Annotated in this window: 19 protein-coding genes, 1 other RNA gene and 1 pseudogene; 11 read left to right on the forward strand and 10 right to left on the reverse strand. The window is 58.0% G+C overall.

Annotated elements, in window-relative coordinates:
• The 5 genes from ACIOWA_RS14255 to grpE form a co-directional block, all read right to left on the reverse strand.
• Positions 1-90, reverse strand: a 90-nt coding sequence (locus ACIOWA_RS14255) for a hypothetical protein (protein WP_401160390.1), incomplete at its 3' end; no start/stop codon positions are given.
• A gap of 258 nt (positions 91-348) precedes the next feature.
• Complete coding sequence (gene dapB, locus ACIOWA_RS14260; RefSeq protein WP_339494047.1) at positions 349-1,155, reverse strand: 4-hydroxy-tetrahydrodipicolinate reductase; 807 nt, start codon at positions 1,153-1,155, stop codon at positions 349-351.
• A gap of 9 nt (positions 1,156-1,164) precedes the next feature.
• Positions 1,165-2,289: a molecular chaperone DnaJ gene (dnaJ, locus tag ACIOWA_RS14265; RefSeq protein WP_221730603.1), complete on the reverse strand. Its 1,125-nt coding sequence runs from the start codon at positions 2,287-2,289 to the stop codon at positions 1,165-1,167.
• A gap of 296 nt (positions 2,290-2,585) precedes the next feature.
• Positions 2,586-4,502, reverse strand: a complete 1,917-nt coding sequence (gene dnaK / locus ACIOWA_RS14270) for a molecular chaperone DnaK (RefSeq protein ID WP_339431689.1) — start codon at positions 4,500-4,502, stop codon at positions 2,586-2,588.
• A 102-nt stretch (positions 4,503-4,604) separates the two neighbouring features.
• Positions 4,605-5,171 (reverse strand): nucleotide exchange factor GrpE, encoded by a 567-nt coding sequence (gene grpE, locus ACIOWA_RS14275; RefSeq protein WP_339494049.1) that lies wholly within the window; start codon positions 5,169-5,171, stop codon positions 4,605-4,607.
• A 240-nt stretch (positions 5,172-5,411) separates the two neighbouring features.
• On the opposite strand from grpE, the gene recN reads away from it, so the two are divergent.
• Positions 5,412-7,085: a DNA repair protein RecN gene (gene recN / locus ACIOWA_RS14280; protein ID WP_339465471.1), complete on the forward strand. Its 1,674-nt coding sequence runs from the start codon at positions 5,412-5,414 to the stop codon at positions 7,083-7,085.
• 75 nt (positions 7,086-7,160) lie between these two features.
• Here the strand turns inward: recN and fur are convergent, their stop codons facing one another.
• The gene (gene fur, locus ACIOWA_RS14285; RefSeq protein WP_401160392.1) at positions 7,161-7,532 is read right to left on the reverse strand and encodes a ferric iron uptake transcriptional regulator; all 372 of its coding nucleotides are present in this window, start codon (positions 7,530-7,532) and stop codon (positions 7,161-7,163) included.
• 130 nt (positions 7,533-7,662) lie between these two features.
• On the opposite strand from fur, the pseudogene ACIOWA_RS14290 reads away from it, so the two are divergent.
• Positions 7,663-8,190 (forward strand): annotated as a pseudogene (locus ACIOWA_RS14290) (outer membrane protein assembly factor BamE).
• Positions 8,191-8,251: 61 nt separating this feature from the next.
• On the opposite strand, the gene ACIOWA_RS14295 reads toward ACIOWA_RS14290, so the two are convergent.
• Genes ACIOWA_RS14295 through ACIOWA_RS14305 form a run of 3 tightly spaced genes read right to left on the reverse strand, consistent with a single transcriptional unit; the run spans position 8,252 to position 10,404 of the window.
• Positions 8,252-8,566: an RnfH family protein gene (locus tag ACIOWA_RS14295; protein WP_339431684.1), complete on the reverse strand. Its 315-nt coding sequence runs from the start codon at positions 8,564-8,566 to the stop codon at positions 8,252-8,254.
• Positions 8,559-8,993, reverse strand: coding sequence for a type II toxin-antitoxin system RatA family toxin (locus ACIOWA_RS14300; RefSeq protein WP_016986510.1), 435 nt, complete (start codon positions 8,991-8,993; stop codon positions 8,559-8,561). The genes ACIOWA_RS14295 and ACIOWA_RS14300 overlap by 8 nt, the downstream gene beginning before the upstream one ends.
• 7 nt (positions 8,994-9,000) lie before the next feature.
• A complete protein-coding gene (locus ACIOWA_RS14305) occupies positions 9,001-10,404 on the reverse strand; it encodes a sodium-dependent transporter (RefSeq protein ID WP_339431683.1) in 1,404 nt (467 codons plus the stop codon).
• A 119-nt stretch (positions 10,405-10,523) separates the two neighbouring features.
• Here ACIOWA_RS14305 and smpB point away from each other — a divergent pair, with 119 nt between their 5' ends.
• Complete coding sequence (smpB, locus tag ACIOWA_RS14310; RefSeq protein WP_007915208.1) at positions 10,524-11,006, forward strand: SsrA-binding protein SmpB; 483 nt, start codon at positions 10,524-10,526, stop codon at positions 11,004-11,006.
• A 104-nt stretch (positions 11,007-11,110) separates the two neighbouring features.
• On the opposite strand, the gene ACIOWA_RS14315 is transcribed toward smpB, so the two are convergent.
• Positions 11,111-11,878 (reverse strand): FCD domain-containing protein, encoded by a 768-nt coding sequence (locus tag ACIOWA_RS14315; protein ID WP_339431682.1) that lies wholly within the window; start codon positions 11,876-11,878, stop codon positions 11,111-11,113.
• 262 nt (positions 11,879-12,140) lie between these two features.
• Here ACIOWA_RS14315 and ACIOWA_RS14320 point away from each other — a divergent pair, with 262 nt between their 5' ends.
• The 8 genes from ACIOWA_RS14320 to ACIOWA_RS14355 all read left to right on the forward strand — a co-directional run bounded on the left by ACIOWA_RS14320 (position 12,141) and on the right by ACIOWA_RS14355 (position 21,890).
• On the forward strand, positions 12,141-13,835 hold the full coding sequence (locus tag ACIOWA_RS14320) for a lactate permease LctP family transporter (RefSeq protein WP_339465470.1): 1,695 nt from the start codon (positions 12,141-12,143) through the stop codon (positions 13,833-13,835).
• A 162-nt stretch (positions 13,836-13,997) separates the two neighbouring features.
• Positions 13,998-14,822 carry a (Fe-S)-binding protein gene (locus ACIOWA_RS14325; protein WP_339465469.1) on the forward strand — a complete coding sequence of 275 codons (825 nt, stop codon included), beginning with the start codon at positions 13,998-14,000 and terminating at the stop codon, positions 14,820-14,822.
• Positions 14,819-16,273 (forward strand): LutB/LldF family L-lactate oxidation iron-sulfur protein, encoded by a 1,455-nt coding sequence (locus tag ACIOWA_RS14330; RefSeq protein ID WP_339465468.1) that lies wholly within the window; start codon positions 14,819-14,821, stop codon positions 16,271-16,273. The genes ACIOWA_RS14325 and ACIOWA_RS14330 overlap by 4 nt, the downstream gene beginning before the upstream one ends.
• Positions 16,273-16,944: a lactate utilization protein gene (locus ACIOWA_RS14335; RefSeq protein ID WP_339431678.1), complete on the forward strand. Its 672-nt coding sequence runs from the start codon at positions 16,273-16,275 to the stop codon at positions 16,942-16,944. Before ACIOWA_RS14330 ends, ACIOWA_RS14335 begins: the two co-directional genes overlap by 1 nt.
• Entirely contained in the window at positions 16,941-19,751 is a 2,811-nt protein-coding gene (locus ACIOWA_RS14340; protein WP_401160366.1) for an FAD-binding and (Fe-S)-binding domain-containing protein, read from the forward strand. The genes ACIOWA_RS14335 and ACIOWA_RS14340 overlap by 4 nt, the downstream gene beginning before the upstream one ends.
• Positions 19,752-19,962: 211 nt before the next feature.
• A complete protein-coding gene (locus ACIOWA_RS14345) occupies positions 19,963-20,241 on the forward strand; it encodes a hypothetical protein (protein WP_221730590.1) in 279 nt (92 codons plus the stop codon).
• 96 nt (positions 20,242-20,337) lie between these two features.
• Positions 20,338-20,730, forward strand: a transfer-messenger RNA (tmRNA) gene (ssrA, locus tag ACIOWA_RS14350).
• Positions 20,731-20,963: 233 nt separating this feature from the next.
• Positions 20,964-21,890, forward strand: coding sequence for a hypothetical protein (locus ACIOWA_RS14355; RefSeq protein WP_401160368.1), 927 nt, complete (start codon positions 20,964-20,966; stop codon positions 21,888-21,890).
• The last annotated feature ends 118 nt before the right edge of the window (positions 21,891-22,008 follow it).

Genomic DNA, 22,008 nt, shown 5'->3' on the forward strand with positions numbered 1-22,008 from the left:
CACCTCACCAACGGTTTGACCGTCGGCTCCAATGGCTTCGCCGCGAAAAATGCTGCCATCAGCAAGGGCAAGTATGGCTGGCTTAGTCAAGAAGACCTCCCGTAAATAACGCATGAAAGGGCGATCGCAGGTTGTAAAAAAGCGGAGTGACGTATGGACACGTCACCCCGCTTCTTCACTGAATTATTCTGCTCGCTTTTAGTGGACACACTAAAGCTGTAGCTTACAGAAAAAGGCTTTTTGGGTCCACCGCTAATGAGCCTAAAAGGCCGGAGAATGCGACAGGACGTCGCTCGGCGGAGAAAATCCAGCGCAAACAGGGCGTTTGCGCCGGGTTCAAACGGTCAATCAACGCAGGTCGAGCACGTCTTGCATGTCGTACAGGCCCGGCTCGCGACCGTCCAGCCACAACGCCGCACGCACCGCGCCCTTGGCGAACGTCATGCGGCTCGATGCCTTATGGGTGATCTCCAGACGCTCACCCTCACAGGCGAACAGCACCGTGTGATCACCCACCACATCCCCACCACGAACCGTGGCAAAACCGATGGTTTCGCGCTCGCGGGCACCGGTATGGCCTTCACGACCGTAGACCGCAACTTTCTGCAGATCACGATCCAGCGCACCGGCAATCACCTCACCCATGCGCAACGCCGTACCCGACGGCGCATCGATCTTGTGGCGGTGGTGAGCCTCGATGATTTCGATGTCGGCATCATCACCCAACACGCGCGCCGCCATGTCCAGCAGCTTCAGCGAAAGGTTGACGCCTACACTGAAGTTGGCGGCAAAGACGATGGGAATATCCTTACCCGCCTCGGCCAGCAATTGCTTTTGCGCCGCATCCAGCCCGGTGGTGCCGATGACCATGGCCTTGCCTGCCTTGCGGCAGAACGCCAAATTTTTCAGCATCACTTCCGGCAGCGTGAAGTCGATCAATACATCGAATTCATCAGCGACCGCTTCCACATGACCGGAGAGCGGCACGCCAATTCGCCCCAGCGAAGCCAACTCACCGGCATCCACCCCGATCAGCGTGCTGCCAGGACGGACGACAGCGGCAGTCAACCCGGTCAGTGGCGCGCGCTGCTGCACGGCCTCCACCAGAATTTTACCCATGCGCCCGGCGGCGCCCATCACTGCAATACGTCGCATGCCCACTCCTTACAAGTCGCCGAAGAAGCGCTTCACACCGTCAAACCAACCCGTGGTTTTCGGCGAGTGGCTGTTGTCATCGGCCAGGGAGCTGCGGAACTCTTCCAGCAATTCGCGCTGACGACGATTCAGGTTGACCGGCGTCTCGACCGCTACACGGCACATCAAGTCGCCCGCACCACCGCCACGCACAGGAGCCACACCCTTGCCGCGCACGCGGAACTGCTTGCCGGTCTGGGTACCTTCAGGGATTTTCAGTTTGACGCGACCGTCGAGGGTCGGAATTTCCAGCTCGCCGCCCAGCGCTGCATCGACAAAGCTGATCGGCACTTCGCAGAACAGATGTTTGCCGTCACGCTGAAAGATGTCGTGCTCTCGCACGTTGATGACGACATACAGGTCACCAGTCGGACCACCTTGAGTACCCGCCTCGCCTTCGCCAGACAGACGAATGCGGTCGCCAGTATCGACGCCGGCCGGCACTTTGACCGACAGGGTTTTGTACTCTTCAACGCGGCCGTCACCGTGGCAGGAGTCGCACGGATCGGAAATGATCTTGCCCTGGCCATGGCAACGCGGGCAGGTTTGCTGCACCGAGAAGAAGCCCTGCTGCATGCGCACCTGACCGATGCCGCCACACGTCGGGCAAGTCGAAGGTGACGAGCCTTTTTTGGCACCTGAACCATCGCACGGCTTGCAATTGACCAGTGTCGGAACGCGGATATTCACGGTTGTGCCGCGCACCGCTTCTTCCAGATTCAGTTCCAGGGTGTAGCGCAAGTCGCTGCCACGCTGAGCCCCGCCACGGGAACCACCGCGACCGCCACCGAAGAAGTCACTGAAGACATCGCCAAAGATGTCGGAGAAGTTCTGACCACCGAAACCGGCACCGCCCCCCCCCATGCTTGGGTCGACACCGGCATGACCATACTGGTCGAACGCCGCGCGCTTGCTCGAGTCGGACAATACTTCGTAGGCCTCATTGGCCTCTTTGAACAGTTCTTCCGATGCTTTGTCATCGGGATTACGGTCCGGGTGATGCTTCATCGCCAAACGGCGATAGGCCTTTTTCAGGTCTGCGTCGCTCGCGCCACGCTCAACACCCAACACCTCGTAATAGTCACGCTTTGCCATAAGTCTTTGCACTCTTAAGGACGTTCGGCAAACCCCTCCTGAGCCTCGCCAAACTCGTTGAGCCCCAATACAGGCCCGGACCCAACTCACGTCAATTCAACGATCCTGGTCTGTGATTCATGCGGTACTTTCGACGTGAAAAGCAGGAGCATTTTCAGCCATACCGCCAGCATCCGAACGCTGTCGCATGCTGTAAAAATTCGCGTATTCCAGATACACCAACGCGGGAGCAAGCTCCCGCGCGGCGACATCCTACCAGTCACCGCCGAAAGGCAGTCAACCGGCCGACCAACAACTTACTTGTGGTCTTTGACTTCTTCGAACTCTGCATCGACCACGTCTTCAGGTTTCTCAGCCGATTCGCCTTGCGGGGCTGCACCATCAGCTGGCTGAGCCTGGTCGGCGTACATCTTCTGAGCAACCGGAGCGGAGAGTTTCGACAGCTCTTCAACCCTGGCTTCGATGGCAGCCTTGTCGTCGCCTTTAACAGCGGCTTCCAGAGCGACCACAGCGGCTTCGATCGCAGTCTTCTCTTCGGCGCTGACCTTGTCGCCAGCTTCGGAGACCATTTTGCGAGTCGAGTGAACCAGTGCATCACCTTGGTTACGGGCGACGGCCAGTTCTTCGAACTTGCGATCTTCGTCAGCGTTCGCTTCGGCGTCACGCACCATGCGCTCGATTTCTTCGTCGGACAGACCGGAGTTGGCCTTGATCACGATCGACTGAGTCTTGCCGGTGGCCTTGTCTTTCGCACCAACGTGCAGGATGCCGTTGGCATCGATGTCGAAAGTCACTTCAATCTGCGGCACGCCACGTGGAGCGGGTGGAATGTCGGCCAGGTCGAACTTGCCCAGGGATTTGTTTTGTGTGGCTTGCTTACGCTCACCTTGCAGAACATGAATGGTCACAGCGCCCTGGTTGTCGTCGGCAGTCGAGAACACTTGCGATTTCTTGGTAGGAATCGTGGTGTTTTTCTCGATCAGCGCGGTCATCACGCCACCCATGGTTTCGATACCCAGGGTCAGCGGGCTGACGTCGAGCAGCAGAACGTCTTTCACGTCGCCAGCCAGAACAGCGCCCTGAATCGCAGCACCCATGGCAACCGCTTCGTCCGGGTTAACGTCTTTACGTGCTTCTTTACCGAAGAAATCGGTTACCAGCTTCTGTACCAGCGGCATACGAGTCTGACCGCCGACCAGGATCACGTCGTTGATCGCGCCAACGTCCAGACCAGCGTCTTTCATGGCGATGCGGCAAGGTTCGATGGTGCGCTGAACCAAGTCTTCAACCAGAGCTTCGAGCTTGGCACGCGAGATCTTGACGTTCAGGTGCTTAGGACCGGTGGCGTCTGCAGTGATGTACGGCAGGTTCACGTCGGTCGACTGAGCGGACGACAGCTCGATCTTGGCTTTCTCAGCGGCTTCTTTCAGGCGCTGCATGGCCAGCGGATCACCTTTGAGGTTCATGCCGCTTTCTTTCTTGAATTCGTCCACGAGGTAGTCGATCAGACGAATGTCGAAGTCTTCACCGCCCAGGAACGTGTCACCGTTGGTGGCCAACACTTCGAACTGGTGCTCGCCGTCAACTTCAGCGATCTCGATCACCGAAACGTCGAAAGTACCGCCACCCAGGTCGTAAACGATCACGGTGTGATCGCCCTTGGCCTTGTCCATACCGTAAGCCAGAGCGGCGGCGGTTGGTTCGTTGATGATACGTTTTACGTCCAGACCGGCGATGCGGCCGGCGTCTTTGGTCGCCTGACGCTGGCTGTCGTTGAAGTAAGCCGGAACGGTGATTACCGCCTCAGTCACTGGCTCGCCGAGGTAATCTTCGGCGGTCTTCTTCATTTTCTTCAGAATTTCAGCCGAGATTTGTGGCGGGGCCATTTTCTGGCCGTTTACTTCAACCCAAGCGTCGTTGTTGTCAGCCTTGACGATCTTGTAAGGGACCATCTGAATGTCTTTCTGCACAACTTCTTCGTCGAAACGACGACCGATCAGACGCTTTACGGCGTACAGAGTGTTGTGCGGGTTGGTAACAGCCTGACGCTTGGCCGACTGACCTACCAGAATTTCGCCATCGTTGGCGTAAGCGATGATCGACGGCGTGGTACGCGCGCCTTCAGCGTTTTCAATAACTTTTGCTTTGCCGTTTTCCAGCACGGAGACGCAGGAGTTGGTAGTCCCCAGGTCGATACCGATAATTTTGCCCATGTTAACTCTCCCGAAACTTTGGATTTGGATGCCGCAGCAGTGGTGGCTAACTGCGGTAGCACTTAAACGCTTGACTTCTAAATGGGGGCCTTGCGGCTAATTTCAAGCCTGCTCATCAATAGAAGGCGAAACTGGCGCAGGCGCCTTGCTGACCACGACCATGGCCGGGCGCAACAAGCGGCCGTTGAGCTGGTAGCCCTTCTGGAACACCTTCAGAACGCTGTTCGGCTCTACGTCGGCGCTTTCCTGCATGGCCATCGCCTGATGGTGAACGGCATTGAACGGTTCGCCATGCGGATCGATCGCTTCAAGCTGATAACGCTTGAGGGTGTCGTGGAACATTTTCAGCGTCAGCTCGATCCCCTCGCGCATCGGACGAATACTTTCGTCGTCCGGGTTCGACAGCTCGAGGCCGCGCTCCAGGCTGTCGACAATCGGCAACAGATCGCTGGCGAATTTTTCAAGCGCAAACTTGTGCGCTTTCTCGACGTCTTGCTCGGCACGACGACGGACGTTCTGCAGATCAGCGGCAACACGCAGAGACTGATCCTGCGCGGCGGCCAATTGCTCTTCGAGCACTTGTACACGGGTCGCCAGGTCGTCACCCGAACCCTCGGGCGTTGGATTGGCTTCTGGGTTTTGCTTATCTACTGTCTGTTCGTCAGCCATAGAATTCTCCTTTCAATATCGTCCGCGAGTTCGACTCGCGCTTCTGTCCCGATATATGGGGACGCAAAATCAGGCTTCAAGGGGCTTCAATGATTAACCCTACAAAAAAGTGCCGCTTTCTCATTCCTCAATGCACTAAGAAATTTTTCCGATCAAGCGAATCGAGCTAAGAGGGGGCATTGTCAGCCCGAAACAAAACACTGTATAAATAACCAGACCTAAAGCCTGGGAGCGGCCTTTATGCTGGTGCACCTGTCTGTACACAACTACGCCATCGTTGAACATCTCGATCTCGAACTCGATCGCGGGATGAGCGTGATCACAGGGGAAACCGGCGCAGGCAAATCGATCATGCTCGACGCCCTGGGCCTGACCCTTGGCGATCGTGCCGACAGTGGCGTAGTGCGCCCGGGCGCCGACAAGGCCGATATTCTGGCGACTTTCGACCTGATCGATATCCCCGAAGCCCGCGCCTGGCTAGCCGAACGCGACCTGGACATCGACGGCCCCTGCATCCTGCGCCGGGTCATCACCTGCGAAGGTCGTTCGCGCGGCTATATCAACGGCACGCCCTGCCCGCTGGGTGATCTCAAGGCTCTCGGCGAATTGCTGATCGATATCCATAGCCAGCATGAACACCAGTCCCTGCTGAAAACCGACACCCATCGCCGACTGCTGGACGAATACGCCGGCGCTACCGACCTGGCGCGCCAAGTGCATCTGGCCGCGCAGCGTTGGCGCCAGACACGCCAGGAGCTGGAGCGCCTCTCCAATTCCGGCGACGAACAACGCGCGCGCCATCAACTGCTCAGCTACCAGCTCGAAGAACTGGAAAATCTCGGCCTCGGCGATAACGAACTCGAGCAGTTGGAGCAGGAACACAAAAACCTGACCAACGCCGAAACCTTGCTGGGTATTTGTCGACAAGTGGTCGAGCAATGCAGCGAAAGTGATTCCGGCAACGTGCTGAATGCGCTGACCGCCAGCCTCAATCGCTTATCGAGTGTGAACAATTCGGTCGGCGCACTGGGCGAAGCAAGCAGCTTGCTGACCAGCGCGCAGATCCAGGTTGAAGAAGCCGTTGGTGAACTCAACCGCTTCCTTGATAACTTCGATGCCGACCCGGCTCGCCTGCAATATCTGGAAGAGCGACTGGATGCCATTTACACGCTGGCGCGCAAGCACAGGATTCAACCAACCGAAGTCAGTGAAATGCAGCAGAAACTGCTGGATGAAATCGAAACGCTCAATGCCAACGACGAATCCATCGAGCGCTTGAGCGAAGAGCTAGCCTCCTATGCTCGCCATTATCAGGAGAAGGCCCGCGAGCTGAGTGATTTGCGCCATCAGGCCGCCGGCAGCCTCGCCAGCGCGGTAGAGCAGGAAATTCAACGCCTGGGCATGCCGGGCGGGCGGTTCACCATTGAGCTGCGCGCCAATAGCAGCGAAGAACTTCTGCCCAACGGGCTGGAGCAAGTCGAACTGCTGGTCAGCGCCAACCCCGGCCAACCCCTGAAGGCACTGGCGAAAGTGGCGTCCGGTGGCGAACTGTCACGTATCAGCTTGGCAATTCAAGTGATTACCGCGCAAACCTCCCGCGTACCCACACTGGTATTCGACGAGGTGGACGTAGGCATTGGCGGTCCGACCGCTGAAATTGTCGGCCAATTGCTTCGCCGTCTGGGTGAACGCGGACAGGTTCTGACGGTGACGCACTTGCCACAAGTGGCGGCGCAAGGTCACCAACACCTGTTTGTACACAAGGTACGGGGCGAACAGGCAACCCATACTGCTGTCTCCAAGCTGAGCAAGAACGACCGAATAGAAGAAGTGGCACGCATGCTGGGCGGCATCGACCTGACCAAGGAATCCTTGGCGCATGCGAAAAAGATGGTCGTCACTGCCAAAGTTTAAAGATGACAGAAAGCACGAAGGCGACCCTTGGGTCGCCTTCGCTCGTTTCGCGAACCTGAAATTCGCGCGACATGCTTACTTTTTCTTGCGTACGTACAGCACCAGGTTGTGATCCACCAACTCGACACCGTGCTCCTCGGCAATTGCATTCTGGAGTTTTTCGATTTCCACGCTGATGAACTCGACGACTTCACCGGTTTCAACGTCAACCATATGGTCGTGGTGCCCACCGTCGGCCAATTCGAATACCGCGTGGCCACCGTCGAAGTTGTGACGGACCACGAGACCAGCCGCTTCAAACTGGGTCAGAACACGGTAAACCGTGGCCAGACCGACGTCCTCGCCAGCTTCCATCAACGCCTTGTAGACGTCCTCGGCACTCATGTGACGCTGCTCGGTAGAGTCGAGCATTTGCAGGATCTTGACCCGTGGCAGGGTCACTTTCAGACCGGCTTAGCGTAGTTCGCTATTAACAACCATGGATAGCTTTCTCGCGATGCTGCTTCGCAGCTTCTCTTAATGCGGGTATGATCGGCGTTTACGTTGTCCCAGCCAAGATAGTGGAAGTCGCCCACCGATGCAAAACACCAAGCTCTTGCTAACCAGTTTCACCTTTGTGGGACTGCTCGCACTCGCCGGTTGTTCATTCCCCGGGGTATACAAAAACTACATCCAGCAGTGAAATGTCGTCACGCAGGACATGATAGACCAGTTACGCCCGGGAATGACCCGGCCGCAAGTACGGTTTATCATGGGTAACCCCCTGCTTACCGACACGTTCCATGCCAATCGCTGGGATTATCTGTACAGCCTGCAACCGGGTGGCGGTGAACGCCAACAGGAACGCATCAGCGTTATTTTTAACTCAAACGACCAGCTTGTCAGCCTGTCTGGTGACTTCATGCCGGGCGTAAGCCGTGACGAAGCCATTCTCGGCAAGGACAGTGGCACTACCGTGACCGCTCCTGCTGAAAACGCCGAGAAGCCAAAACCGGAAAAACCGGTCAAGCCAGGTTCCATGCTGGATCAGATCCAGAAGGAAGTCGATGGTGTAGAAACCGTTCCGGTTCCGACACCAGAGCCGCTGGACACCTCGCCGCAATAATTGGCGAGGCAATAAAAAACCCGGGAGTTCCGGGTTTTTTATTGCCTGCAGATTGGCTTGCTTACTGATTTCGAGCTTTGGCTTCAGCTGCTTTAGCCGCACGCAAACGCCGAACCTCTTTGGGGTCGGCGAGCAGCGGCCGGTAAATCTCGATTCGATCCCCCGCCTGAACGAGCCTTGCATCCGGATCAGAAACCACTTTGCCAAAAATCCCCAGAGGACACTCAGACAGATTCAACTCGGGAAACTCGATATCGATACCCGAGGCAAACACCGCCGATCGCACGGTCGCCCCCTCAACCAAGCTGACCGTACGCAGCACCTGACGATCAACGGCCGCAAATACGACCTCTATCTCGATCATCGATTCAACCATGCATCTGCTTGGCACGCTGGCAGAACGCATCCACCAGGGTATTCGCAGCCTGATTGAACAGCGGCCCCAGCGTGGCGCGCACTAGCGGCCCCGCGTAGTCGAAGGACAGATCCAAACTGATCTTGCAGGCCTTCTCGTTCAACACCTTGAACACCCATACGCCGTGCAACTGATTGAAAGGGCCCTCTTCGAGATTCATTTCGATCGATTGCCCAGGTACCAGCGTGTTGCGCGTCACGAAATGCTGACTGAGGCCACCCTTGGCCACGCCCACGCTGGCACGCATATGCTCGGGCGAGCTTTCCAGCACTTCAGCCGACGAGCACCACGGTAAAAACTCCGGATAACGCGCCACGTCGTTGACCAGGTCGTAAAGAAATTGCGCCGGGTACGGCAGCAGCGCCGATCGTTGAATATGTGTCGTCATGTAAGCGTCACTTCCAGAGCTGGGTGGCAAACACTACAAGAATGCCGATGGGCGCCACATAGCGCATCAAGAACAAAGACAGGGCAAACAGCGCCGGGTTACGAGTCGACAACTCGTCACGCACCGCATCACGCCCCATCACCCACCCGGCAAACAGCACGAAACACAACCCACCCAGCGGCAACATGATCCGCGAGGTGAAGAAATCGATCACACCGAAGAAATCAAGGCCACTCTGCGCGCCCCATTGGTAGAGATGGAACATCCCGCCTTCGCTCACGAAAAACTTGGCTTCCTTCCAGATATTGAAGGAGAACACCGTGCCCAAACCGACGAACCAGCAGGTGAATGCCAGCCAGAATGTCACCCAGGCACGCCTGACTTTCGTGCGTTCCACCAGGTAGGCAACCATGGGCTCAAGTAACGAAATTGCCGAACTCCAAGCCGCAACCGCCACCAGAACAAAGAACACAACGCCCATCAACTGACCGAAAGCCACATTACCAAAAGCGAATGGCAGACTGACGAACATCAGGCCTGGCCCCTCGCTAGGGTTCAGTCCGCCGGCGAACACAATAGGAAACAAGGCCAGACCGGCCACCAGCGAAACAAACGTGTCGAGCAATGCCACGCCGACAACCGTGCCGGACAATGACGCACTCTTGGGCATGTAGGCGCCGTAGATCATGATCGAGCCAACGCCCACGCTCAAAGAGAAGAACGCGTGGCCCATGGCGGGCAGCAAACCGTCGAGGACTTTTTCCGGGTGAAAGTCGAACATGAAATGCACGCCTTCCATGAAATGCCCAGTGGTCATGCTGTACCCCAGCAGCACCAGAATCATCACGAACAGCAGCGGCATCATGATCCGCAGGCTGCGCTCAAGCCCTGCAACCACGCCCTTGGCGATGACGAGCGCGGACAGCAGCATAAAAATCGTGTGCCAAAGTGTCAGACGCCAAGGATCGGCAATGACATTGCCAAAATAGGCACCGACCTGATCAGCCGTAGCGCCCTGAAAGTCGCCGCGCCCCATGTCGATGATGTAATCCAGCGACCAGCCACCGACCACACTGTAGAAAGACAGAATCAGCAATGCCGTGATCATCCCGGCAAACGCCCCCCACGACCACTTGGGCGAGTGCCCAGCCTCAAGCGCCAGCACCTTCAGGGCATTCGCCGGACTTTGCCGGGCGCGCCGGCCTATCAGGGTTTCAGCGAGCATGACAGGGATGCCGATCAGTGCGATGCACACCAGAAACATCAATACGAACGCGCCGCCGCCGTACATCCCGACCATGTAGGGGAATTTCCAGATACTACCCAGTCCCACGGCCGAACCGGTCGCGGCGAGTATGAATACCCAGCGGCTAGCCCAACTGCCGTGGACAGAAACCTTGTCTGTCGACATCGTTTATCACGCCCAAGCGTTAGAAATAGAGGCCGCATTGTCCGGCATTCACTCACCCTGCTCAAGCACGCAGCATCACCGTAGCCGACGGCCATTTATCTCCATATAATGCCGCCCCTATGGCTAAACAGAAGAAACACCCAACAGGGACCATCGCGCAGAACAAAAAAGCGCGACACGATTACTTCATCGAGCATAAGTTCGAGGCCGGTCTGGTCCTGGCCGGCTGGGAAGTAAAAAGTCTGCGGGCAAGCAAGCTGCAACTGGTCGACAGTTATGTGCTGCTCAAGGATGGCGAGGCGTGGCTGCTCGGCAGTCACATCACGCCTCTGATGACCGCCAGCACCCACGTCATCGCTGACCCGGTGCGCACTCGCAAATTGCTGCTCAATCGCCGCGAGCTTGAAAAACTCGCCGCCGCTGTGCAGCAAAAGGGTTACGCCTGCGTATGCCTGTCCTGGTACTGGAGCAAGCACATGGTCAAGTGTGAGATCGCTCTGGGTAAGGGCAAGAAGGAATACGACAAGCGTGACACCGAGCGTGAACGCGATGCAGGTCGTGAGTTGCAGCGTGCCGTGCGCAACAAGGGCAAGGAAGACTGAGTCTTTCTGCCTGAAAAGATCGCAGCCGGCGGCAATTCCTACAGGGAAATACATCTCCCACACGCAGGAACTGCCGCCGGTGCGATCTTTTGCTTTTAAAAAAGCTACTTCCCCTTACGCCGCTCCGCTCGCGCCATGCGCTGAACCTCTTGCCGCACCTCTTCCAGCACTTCCTGCACATACAGAATGTGTCGGCTGGAAACTTCCCGCGCCTGCTCCGCGCGCCCCTCAATAATCGCCAGATACAATTCCCGATGCTGAGTGATCAGCATGTCGCGGGTTTCCGTGCGCTGCTTGTACATGCCGCCAATATTAGTCACGACGTTGCGCTTGAGCAGATCGAACAGCCCGCGAATGGTGTGCAGCAACACGGCGTTGTGACTGGCCTCGGCAATCGCCAGGTGAAATTTCGCGTCCGCAGCGCCCTCCTCCGCACGACTGATTTCGTCGTGTCGCGAATAGCAGTCCTGCAGCTCATCGAACGCAGCGGTCAATCGTTCACGATCAACGTCGGTAGCACGTAATGCAGCGTAATAGGCACACGATGCCTCCAGAGTGTGGCGAAATTCCAGCAGATCGCGCTGCGCCTCAGGGTTGCTTTCAAGCAATTGCAACAGCGGATCGCTGAACGTTGAACCCAGACTCTCAACCACATAGTTGCCGCCGCCCTGGCGACTGACCAGCAGACCTTTGGCCGCCAGTTTCTGAATCGCCTCGCGCAGCGACGGGCGTGATACGCCAAATTGTTCGGCCAGCGTGCGCTCCGCCGGAAGCCGTTCACCGGACTTCAACGTGCCCTCGAGAATCATCCCCTCAAGTCGCTCGACAATATCGTCAGACAAACGGCGCTGACGTATCTGATCAAACCCCATAACTCATTTCTCCACGACCCCGGCCGCTCGCCGGGCTCTCTATTCTGGCCTATCGGCGCCTTGCCGACACCTATCAGACGACATTGGCCCGAACCGGATCAGATGCGATCTGCACCGCTTGTTCGACAAAAGTTTCAGGGCGACAAATTGACACACCGATATAAAGGCTTTTACCCTAGCCAACAGCGATTGTAAATTGGTCTTACCAATTATCCAAGAACGCTGACAGTGCCTGACCAACAACAATTAGGGGCCACCCCATATGCAAACCTGGCAACAGCTCTACAGCCCGCTCGGCAGTCTCGGCGTGTCCGCACTCGCGGCCGTCATTCCCATCGTTTTCTTTTTCCTCGCCTTGGCGGTATTCCGCCTCAAAGGTCATATAGCCGGCAGCATCACGCTCGCCCTGTCGATTGCCGTGGCGATCTTCGCGTTCCAGATGCCGGTCGACATGGCCTTCGCCGCTGCCGGGTATGGCTTCGCCTACGGTCTATGGCCGATTGCCTGGATCATTGTCGCGGCGGTATTCCTCTACAAACTGACCGTCAAAAGTGGTCAGTTCGAGGTTATTCGCAGCTCGGTGCTGTCGATCACTGACGACCAGCGCTTGCAGGTGCTGCTGATCGGTTTCTGCTTCGGTGCATTCCTCGAAGGGGCCGCCGGTTTCGGCGCGCCGGTGGCGATTACCGCCGCCCTCCTCGTCGGACTGGGTTTCAACCCGCTGTATGCCGCAGGTTTGTGCCTGATCGCCAACACAGCCCCCGTCGCGTTCGGCGCACTGGGGATTCCGATCATCGTGGCCGGCCAGGTCACGGGGATCGACGCATTCAAGATCGGCGCCATGGCCGGTCGCCAACTGCCATTGCTGTCGTTATTTGTACCGTTCTGGCTGGTGTTCATGATGGATGGCCTGCGCGGCGTCCGTGAGACCTGGCCAGCTGCGCTGGTTGCGGGCTTGAGCTTTGCCGTCACCCAGTACTTCACCTCCAACTTCATTGGCCCGGAACTGCCGGACATCACGTCGGCCCTGGTCAGCCTGATTTCCCTGACCTTGTTCCTGAAAGTCTGGCAGCCGAAACGCAGCGCCGACGCGCAAATCGCCGGCGCCACGTCGAGCGCAACCATCACCGCCAGCGTCGGCGGTTTCGGCCAGAAGCGCACCACCGTAGCTTCGCCCTACAGCCTGGGGGAAATATTCAAAGCCTGGTCGCCGTTCCTGATCCTCACCGTGCTGGTGACCATCTGGACCCTCAAGCCATTCAAGGCGATGTTCGCCGCCGGCGGCTCGATGTACAGCTGGGTATTCAACTTCGCAATTGCGCACCTCGATCAACTGGTGATCAAAACCGCACCGATCGTGGCAACGCCCACGGCGATTGCGGCGGTGTTCAAATTCGACCCGATTTCCGCGACCGGCACGGCGATCTTCTTCTCCGCACTGATCTCGATGCTGGTACTTAAGATCAACGTTAAAACTGGTCTTACCACTTTTAAAGAGACACTGTTCGAGCTGCGCTGGCCCATTCTGTCGATTGGCATGGTGTTGGCGTTTGCTTTCGTCACCAATTACTCCGGCATGTCTTCCACCATGGCGCTGGTATTGGCCGCGACCGGCGCTGCATTCCCGTTCTTCTCGCCGTTCCTCGGCTGGCTTGGTGTGTTCCTCACCGGCTCCGATACCTCGTCCAACGCCCTGTTCAGCTCGTTGCAGGCCACCACCGCCCACCAGATCGGTGTCAGCGATGTGTTGCTGGTAGCCGCAAACACCAGCGGCGGCGTGACCGGCAAGATGATCTCGCCACAATCGATCGCCGTGGCCTGCGCCGCGACGGGCCTGGTGGGCAAGGAGTCGGATCTGTTCCGCTTCACCCTCAAGCACAGCCTATTCTTTGCAACGATTGTCGGCCTGATCACTTTGGCTCAGGCCTACTGGTTCACTGGCATGCTGGTGCACTAAAACCAGCAAGAAGCCTACAAGCGACATGGAAATAACCGACGCCGGTTCGTGATTCCGGCGTCAGCAATTCACAACCCGGTCTGTAAGGCTGCTGAAAGCAACGCGCTCTATATTCAGCAGCCTCAGCGGACGGATAACCGGGATCACCCGGAGACACGCCTGATGAGCGAGCTTTTTTACAACGCGGTGCCGAACGCAACCCGCGTTGCACCGCCACTGCCCGAACCTCGGCAATACCCCAGCGAGAAACCCTCGCAGGTCTACCTGTTCGGGACGTGTGTAGTCGACCTCTTCTACCCGGAAGCCGGGATGGACGCGATCCATTTGCTGGAGCGCGAAGGGATCCGGGTCGAGTACCCGCAAGGGCAGAGCTGCTGCGGACAACCGGCCTACACCTCGGGTTACACCGAGCAGGCACGGACGGTGGCGCGCTCACAACTGGCGCTGTTTGCCGGGGATTATCCGGTGGTCGTGCCGTCGGGCTCCTGCGCCGGCATGCTGCGAGAACATTACGCCGACTTGTTCAAGGACGAGCCGGACACACTCAAACAGGTTCAGGCCCTCGCGGCCCGTACCTATGAGTTAGCGGAGTTTCTGCTGTTCGTCTGCAAGGTGCAGCTCAAGGACAGCGGCGCACCGGTGAAAGTCGCGCTGCACACCTCGTGCTCAGCGCGCCGCGAGATGAACACTCACCTGCATGGCCGAGAGTTGTTGGCGCAGTTGAGCAACGTGGAACGGGTCAATCACGACCACGAAAGCGAATGCTGTGGCTTCGGTGGGACATTCAGCGTCCGTATGCCAGACATTTCCGGCGCGATGGTGGCTGACAAGACCCGAGCGCTGAAGGAATCCGGCGCACACAAGGTGTTGAGTGCGGACTGCGGCTGTTTGATGAACATCAACGGTTCGCTGGAAAAACAGAAAGAAGCGCTGCGCGGCCAACACCTGGCGAGTTTCCTCTGGCAACGAACCGGGGGTGCGCAATGAGTACCTCGGCGATTATTCCTACGATCACCGTAGAAGAAGATTTCCGCACCCGGGCGCACAACGCCTTGGGTGATCCGCAGCTACGGAACAACTTCCGTACGGCGATGGATTCACTGATGACCAAACGGGCAGCGGCTTTCAGCGATGCCCACGAAAGAGAACACTTGCGTGCTCTGGGCAACTCGATCAGAGCCCGCGCGCTCTCCAAGTTGCCCGACCTGCTCGAGCAACTGGAACAAAACCTGACCCGCAACGGTGTGACAGTGCACTGGGCGGAAACGGTGGACGAAGCCAATGGCATCGTCTTGTCGATCATCCGCGCTCACGAGGCGCGGCAAGTGATCAAGGGCAAATCGATGGTCAGCGAAGAGATGGAGATGAACCATTTCCTCGAGGCTCAAGACATTGAATGTCTGGAGTCCGACATGGGGGAATACATCGTCCAGCTCGACCACGAGAAGCCTTCACACATCATTATGCCGGCGATCCACAAGAATGCCGGTCAGGTCGCGTCCTTGTTCCACGACAAACTTGGCGTGGAATACACCAAGGACGTTGACCAACTCATTCAGATCGGTCGCAGAGTCCTGCGGCAGAAATTCTTCGAAGCGGACATCGGTGTCTCCGGCGTCAACTTCGCCGTGGCCGAAACCGGCACCTTGCTGCTGGTGGAAAACGAAGGCAACGGGCGCATGACCACCACCGTGCCCCCCGTCCACATCGCCGTCACCGGTATCGAAAAAGTCGTGGAAAACCTGCGCGACGTGGTCCCGCTGCTATCGCTGCTGACCCGCTCGGCGCTGGGCATTCCAATCACCACTTACGTCAACATGATCTCCGGTCCACGCAAGGAACATGAACTCGACGGCCCGCAGGACGTGCATCTGGTGTTGCTCGACAACGGTCGCAGCCAAGCCTTCGCCGACAGTGAACTGCGCCAGACCTTGAACTGCATCCGCTGCGGCGCGTGCATGAACCATTGCCCGGTCTACACCCGGGTCGGCGGTCACACCTATGGTGAGGTGTATCCGGGGCCAATCGGCAAAATCATCACCCCGCACATGGTCGGTCTGGCGAAGGTTCCAGACCACCCGAGCGCCTCGTCGTTGTGCGGCGCGTGCGGCGAAGTGTGCCCGGTAAAAATTCCTATCCCGGCATTGCTGCGTCGCCTACGCGAAGAGAACGTCAAAGCCCCCGACAGCCCTCATCAAGTGATGCGCGGTCAGGGCAGCAAGTACTCGCGCAAGGAACGTTTCATCTGGAACGCCTGGGCGAAACTCAACAGCTCGCCGACCCTGTATCGGTTATTCGGTTTCTTCGCCACGCGCCTGCGCGCCCTGGCGCCGAGCAATGTCGGCCCATGGACGCAGAACCACAGTGCACCGAAACCCGCCGCCCGCTCATTGCATGACATGGCCCGCGAGCATCTGGCCAAACAGGGAGATCGCTGATGAGTGCCAAGCAAAATATCCTCGGCAAACTGCGCAAAAGTCTGACCGGCACCACGCCGATTGCTGACGACTTCGACGTCGATCTGGTGACTCAGCCTTACACCTACAGCGCCGAACAACGCATCCCGCAACTGCGCAAGCTGATGGAAGCGGTGCACACCGAAATCCATCTGACCTCAGACGCAGAGTGGCCGGCACTGCTCCAGCAATTGCTGCGCGACCGTCAATTGCCCAGCCTGTTGATCGCACCGACGACAGCGCACGGGCAACGAGTCACACAGCACTGGGCGAACAATCCTGACCTGCCAACGCTGAAATCCTACAACCGGCCGATGGAAGAATGGAAAGCCGAGTTGTTCAACGACACCCCGGCCAGCCTCACCGGCACCCTCGGCGCCATTGCGGCAACAGGTAGCCTGATTCTCTGGCCGACCCGCGAAGAACCGCGCCTGATGAGCCTGGTGCCGCCGGTGCATTTCGCTCTGCTCAAGGCCAGCGAAATCCGCGACAACTTCTATCAGGTGCAGCAAGAATTTGAATGGGCTCAGGGCATGCCGACCAACGCGCTGCTGGTGTCCGGCCCATCGAAAACCGCTGACATCGAACAAGTGCTGGCCTATGGCGCCCACGGCCCGAAAGACCTGGTGGTATTGATTCTGGAGGACCGATGAGTCTACCGGCGGCTTTCCTGCGCGATGCGCAGCAACTGATTCCGGCTGATCGACGCTTTGACGATCCGCTATCGACCCTGGCTTTTGGCACCGACGCGAGTTTCTATCGGCTGATCCCCAAACTGGTGATCCGCGTCGAGTCCGAAGACGAAGTGGTGACCCTGCTGAAACTGGCCCAACGCGACCGTGTCCCGGTCACGTTCCGCGCCGCCGGCACCAGCCTGTCGGGGCAGGCGATCAGCGATTCGGTTTTGATCGTGCTTGGGGATAACTGGAACGCTCGCGAAATTCGTGGCCAGGGCACGCAAATCCGTCTGCAACCGGGCGTGATCGGTGCCCAGGCCAACGCCTGGCTGGCGCCATTCGGACGCAAGATCGGCCCCGATCCCGCCTCGATCAATGCCTGCAAAATTGGCGGTATCGTGGCCAACAATGCCAGCGGCATGTGCTGCGGCACCGCGCAAAACACCTATCACACGCTGGCCGGCCTGCGCCTTGTTCTGGCCGACGGCACGCGCCTTGATACTGAAGATGCCCACAGTGTGGCGGCGTTTCGCGCGAGCCACGGCGATCTGCTCGAACGTTTGGCGACGCTCGGTCGCGAGACTCGCGCCAATGCCGAACTGGCCGCGAGAATCCGCCACAAATATCGTCTGAAAAATACCACTGGCCTGTCGCTCAACGCCTTGGTGGACTTCGATGAGCCTGTGGATATCCTGAGCCACTTGCTGGTCGGTTCCGAAGGCACTCTCGGCTTTATCAGCGCGGTGACTTACGACACCGTTATCGATCATCCGAACAAGGCCTCGGCGCTGATCGTGTTCCCGGATGTGGAAACCTGCTGCAACGCGGTCACCGTACTGAAAAGCCAACCGGTGTCGGCGGTGGAACTGCTGGATCGGCGCAGCCTGCGTTCGGTGCAGAGCAAACCGGGCATGCCTGCTTTCGTACAGCAACTGTCGAACAATGCCTGTGCGTTATTGATCGAATCCCGCGCGGCTTCTTCCTCATTACTGCAGGAACAACTGGCGCAGATCATGGCGTCACTCAGTGGTTTCCCGGTGGAGAAACAGGTCGATTTCACTGAAGACCCGGTCGAGAACGCCCGCCTCTGGGCAATCCGCAAAGACACCTTCCCCGCCGTCGGCGCCGTGCGCAAAACCGGTACCACGGTGATCATCGAAGACGTGACATTCCCGGTCGAGCAACTGGCAATCGGTGTGAACCGCTTGATCGAACTGTTCGACAAACATGCCTACGACGAAGCGATCCTTTTCGGACACGCACTGGAAGGCAATCTGCACTTCGTTTTCACCCAAGGCTTCAACAGCGCGGAAGAAGTCGCACGCTACCAAGCGTTCATGGACGACGTCGCGCAATTGGTGGCCGTGGAGTTCGGCGGCTCGCTCAAGGCCGAACACGGCACCGGGCGCAACATGGCGCCGTTCGTTGAGCTGGAATGGGGCAGCGACGCGTATCAACTGATGTGGCTGCTCAAACGCCTGCTCGACCCCAACGGCATCCTCAACCCGGATGTGGTGCTCAGCGAAGACCCGCAGATCCACCTCAAACACCTGAAACCGCTGCCGGCGGCCGACGAGATTGTGGACAAGTGCATTGAGTGCGGCTTCTGCGAACCGGTCTGCCCGTCGAAAGGCCTGACCCTCAGCCCACGCCAGCGCATCGTGATCTGGCGCGACATTCAGGCGAAAAAACGTGCCGGCATCGACACCACCGAACTGGAAGAAGCCTACGAATACCAAGGCATCGAGACCTGCGCCGCGACGGGTTTGTGTGCGCAACGATGCCCTGTAGGCATCAACACCGGCGAACTGGTGAAAAAGCTTCGCGGTCGACACGCAACGCATCAGAAAACTGCCGACTGGATCGAAGGAAATTTCGCCAAGACCCTGCAAGGGGCACGCTTCACCCTGCACGTAGCCAACGGCGCGCGAATGCTGCTCGGTGCGCCGCGTCTGACCAAGCTTTCGGCAACGCTGACGCGCCTGTCCAAGGGCCAAGTGCCTCTGTGGACGAGCGCGATGCCGCAACCGGAGAAAGCCATCCGTTTCAGCCCGAGCGTGTCGGACGAACGCCCACGCGTGGTGTATCTGGCGGCGTGTGTGTCGAGGGTCATGGGCCCGGCGGCGGGCGATAAAGAGCAGATGTCGCTGTACGACAAAACCCGTGGCTTGCTGGAAAAGGCCGGTTACCAGGTCGTCTTCCCGGACAATCAGGACAACCTCTGCTGCGGTCAGCCCTTCGCTTCAAAGGGCTATGCGGAGCAGGCCGAACACAAGCGGCAAGAACTCATCAGCGCCTTGCTCCACGCCAGTCGCGGCGGGCTTGATCCGATCTATTGCGATACCAGTCCGTGTACGTTGCGACTGGTGCAGGACGTCGCCGATGTGCGTCTGGATCTGTACGACCCGGTGCGTTTCATCCGTACGCACCTGCTTGATCGGCTGGACTTCACGCCTCAGGACGCACCGATTGCAGTGCATGTGACGTGCAGCACTCAGCACCTGGGCGAAAGCCAGGCGCTGATCGATCTGGCGCGCAAGTGCAGCAAAACCGTGGTGATTCCGGAGGGTATTCATTGCTGTGGCTTTGCCGGCGACAAGGGCTTCACCACACCGGAACTGAACAGCCACTCGCTGCGCACACTCAAGGACGCAGTGCAGCATTGCAGTGAAGGGATTTCCACCAGCCGCACGTGCGAAATCGGCCTGATGCAGCATGGCGGGATCGACTATCACGGCTTGGTTTATCTGGTCGATCGAGTCACACGAGCCAAATCTGCCTGATCCATTTGTATTGAAAAGGGGCTATTTCGCCCCTTTTCAAGGCGAGCAGAGAGGTGTTTCGGCTTTTTCATACCGAACGTAAAAAAAAACGAATTCCTCTGCGCAGCCGCAGTCGATTAATCAAGCCCTAAACGAACGTGGCTTGTTCCGACCTCGGCAGAGCCGCCAGATCGTCCGGCAGCACCGAGACCAACTGTTCAAGGAGATACCCATGAAACGCACTGCTTTTGCTGGTTTGTTTATTTCCGCCGCACTGCTGGCCTCCCCCGTGTTTGCTGCGGACAACGATCTGTGCACCTCAAAACTGCAAGAACTCAAAGACAAGGTCACGTCCCTCCCGGCCACGTCGGAAAACACCACCATGGACATCAAGCGCATGCAGGGCGACGCGGAGATGGCGCAAAAAGCGGGTGATGACAAGAAATGCATCGCCTCGGCCACGCAAGCGCTGCAACGCGTAGACAATCTGGCCAACGAACCCGCCAACTAATGACAGCGTGGCCAACCTTCGGGTTGGCCTTCCCCTGTCGTTTGGCGTACACTGCGCAGGCTTGTTGCTCATCAAGATGTACAGAGCAATGAGTTCGGGGCCGTTTAGGATTCGACGCCGGTTGCGAAACTTTAGGTGCATGCCGAGTTGGTAACAGAACTCGTAAATCCACTGTTGCAACTTCTTATAGTTGCCAATGACGAAACCTACGGGGAATACGCTCTCGCTGCGTAAGCAGCCTTAGCCTTCCCTTCTGGTACCTTCGGGTCCAGCAATCATCAGGGGATGTCTGTAAACCCAAAATGATTGTCATATAGAACAGAATCGCCGTGCAGTACGTTGTGGACGAAGCGGCTAAAACTTACACAACTCGCCCAAAGCACCCTGCCCGTCGGGTCGCTGAGGGTTAACTTAATAGACACGGCTACGCATGTAGTACCGACAGCGGAGTACTGGCGGACGGGGGTTCAAATCCCCCCGGCTCCACCAACTCTCAACGACAAAGCCCGCCCCGTGCGGGCTTTGTCGTATCTGGGCATCTGATTCAAGCCAGTTTTTACGGTTTCCCAGCAACGCTTGCGCGGTGTTCTGCCGATCACACCTCAGCACCGTTTCAATAGCTCATCACCGACTCACTAGTGCAGCTTAGGTGCCAGGTTGGACGGGTATGCGGCGCCGGATCTATGCTTCGGGGCACAGAGGCAATTACCCGAAGGACGCTCATGAATATCTGGCTCGGCGCCGTACTGGCGGCCCTCGTTTCACTGACTGCCCACGCTGCCACCACCGACAGCGCGCCTAGGATCCAGCAGGTCGTCTACAAAAGCGGCCATGGCAGCGTGCAGTTCAAACAATCGATCAAGGGCTACAAGACGGCGCAGTACAGGCTCAATGCCAAGGCCGGGCAGCTCCTGACGGTGGACTTCAAGCCCTCCAACACCTCCGCCTACTTCAACATCACCGCCAAAGGCGCCGATTACGCGCTGTTCAACGGCTCGATGATGGGCAATCACTTTCTCGGCTCGTTACCCGCCGATGGCGAATACACGGTGCAGGTCTATCTCATGCGCAATGCCGCTCGGCGCAATGAAGCGGCCGACTACAACCTCTCGCTGATTCTCGCCAACGGCGACGCTGTGGATAACCACGCGCCCTTTGACCAGAACCTGGCGTTGCAGGGCATCCACTTTCATGTGCAGGCGACTACTGTCGACGGCAAACCCACGTTGCGCATCGAACCCAAGGGGCTGGAAATCGATAACTCGGCGATGACCCGACCGCTTAACGGCGAGATCGTCCGTGCCGAAGTCGCCGACCTCAATAACGACGGCTCACCTGAGATCTACGTTTTTACGCGCGCCTCCGGTCGTGGCATGCCGGGAGAATTGATTGCCTACTCGGCCAACCATAAAAAATCCCTGAGCGATATTTACCTGCCGCCAGTCAGCGACAATCCGAATACCGCCGAGGGGTATCAGGGAGAGGATTCATTTTCTGTGGTGGAGAACTGGCTGGTACGGCGGTTTCCGCTCTACGACAGCGCCGACGCCAACGCGGGCCGGACAGGAAAAATGCGCCAGGTTCAGTACACGTTGGACGCTGGCGAGGCGGGCTGGATTTTACGGGAAGATAAAGTTACCGAGCGCTGACAGGCATACGGGAAGGTTCTTACACGCAACCTCGCTTCCTACATTTCGCATCCTAGGAAATTTCCCTCAATACGCGTCGACTTTCATGAACTGGTGAACAGGTTTTCAGGGGATTACC

It is taken from the genome of Pseudomonas sp. NPDC087614 (assembly GCF_044743485.1).
Taxonomy (GTDB): Bacteria; Pseudomonadota; Gammaproteobacteria; order Pseudomonadales; family Pseudomonadaceae; genus Aquipseudomonas; species Aquipseudomonas baetica_A.

What these genes read in the sequence shown, in the direction of transcription:
- grpE (WP_339494049.1), bottom strand. Translation starts at nt 5,171, where the DNA reads ATGGCTGACGAACAGACAGTAGATAAGCAAAACCCAGAAGCCAATCCA.
- ACIOWA_RS14320 (WP_339465470.1), top strand. Translation starts at nt 12,141, where the DNA reads ATGCAAACCTGGCAACAGCTCTACAGCCCGCTCGGCAGTCTCGGCGTG.
- dapB (WP_339494047.1), bottom strand. Translation starts at nt 1,155, where the DNA reads ATGCGACGTATTGCAGTGATGGGCGCCGCCGGGCGCATGGGTAAAATT.
- ACIOWA_RS14355 (WP_401160368.1), top strand. Translation starts at nt 20,964, where the DNA reads ATGAATATCTGGCTCGGCGCCGTACTGGCGGCCCTCGTTTCACTGACT.
- recN (WP_339465471.1), top strand. Translation starts at nt 5,412, where the DNA reads ATGCTGGTGCACCTGTCTGTACACAACTACGCCATCGTTGAACATCTC.
- ACIOWA_RS14335 (WP_339431678.1), top strand. Translation starts at nt 16,273, where the DNA reads ATGAGTGCCAAGCAAAATATCCTCGGCAAACTGCGCAAAAGTCTGACC.
- ACIOWA_RS14330 (WP_339465468.1), top strand. Translation starts at nt 14,819, where the DNA reads ATGAGTACCTCGGCGATTATTCCTACGATCACCGTAGAAGAAGATTTC.
- ACIOWA_RS14300 (WP_016986510.1), bottom strand. Translation starts at nt 8,993, where the DNA reads ATGACGACACATATTCAACGATCGGCGCTGCTGCCGTACCCGGCGCAA.
- ACIOWA_RS14305 (WP_339431683.1), bottom strand. Translation starts at nt 10,404, where the DNA reads ATGTCGACAGACAAGGTTTCTGTCCACGGCAGTTGGGCTAGCCGCTGG.
- ACIOWA_RS14315 (WP_339431682.1), bottom strand. Translation starts at nt 11,878, where the DNA reads ATGGGGTTTGATCAGATACGTCAGCGCCGTTTGTCTGACGATATTGTC.
- ACIOWA_RS14325 (WP_339465469.1), top strand. Translation starts at nt 13,998, where the DNA reads ATGAGCGAGCTTTTTTACAACGCGGTGCCGAACGCAACCCGCGTTGCA.
- dnaK (WP_339431689.1), bottom strand. Translation starts at nt 4,502, where the DNA reads ATGGGCAAAATTATCGGTATCGACCTGGGGACTACCAACTCCTGCGTC.
- ACIOWA_RS14340 (WP_401160366.1), top strand. Translation starts at nt 16,941, where the DNA reads ATGAGTCTACCGGCGGCTTTCCTGCGCGATGCGCAGCAACTGATTCCG.
- smpB (WP_007915208.1), top strand. Translation starts at nt 10,524, where the DNA reads ATGGCTAAACAGAAGAAACACCCAACAGGGACCATCGCGCAGAACAAA.
- ACIOWA_RS14345 (WP_221730590.1), top strand. Translation starts at nt 19,963, where the DNA reads ATGAAACGCACTGCTTTTGCTGGTTTGTTTATTTCCGCCGCACTGCTG.
- ACIOWA_RS14295 (WP_339431684.1), bottom strand. Translation starts at nt 8,566, where the DNA reads ATGGTTGAATCGATGATCGAGATAGAGGTCGTATTTGCGGCCGTTGAT.
- dnaJ (WP_221730603.1), bottom strand. Translation starts at nt 2,289, where the DNA reads ATGGCAAAGCGTGACTATTACGAGGTGTTGGGTGTTGAGCGTGGCGCG.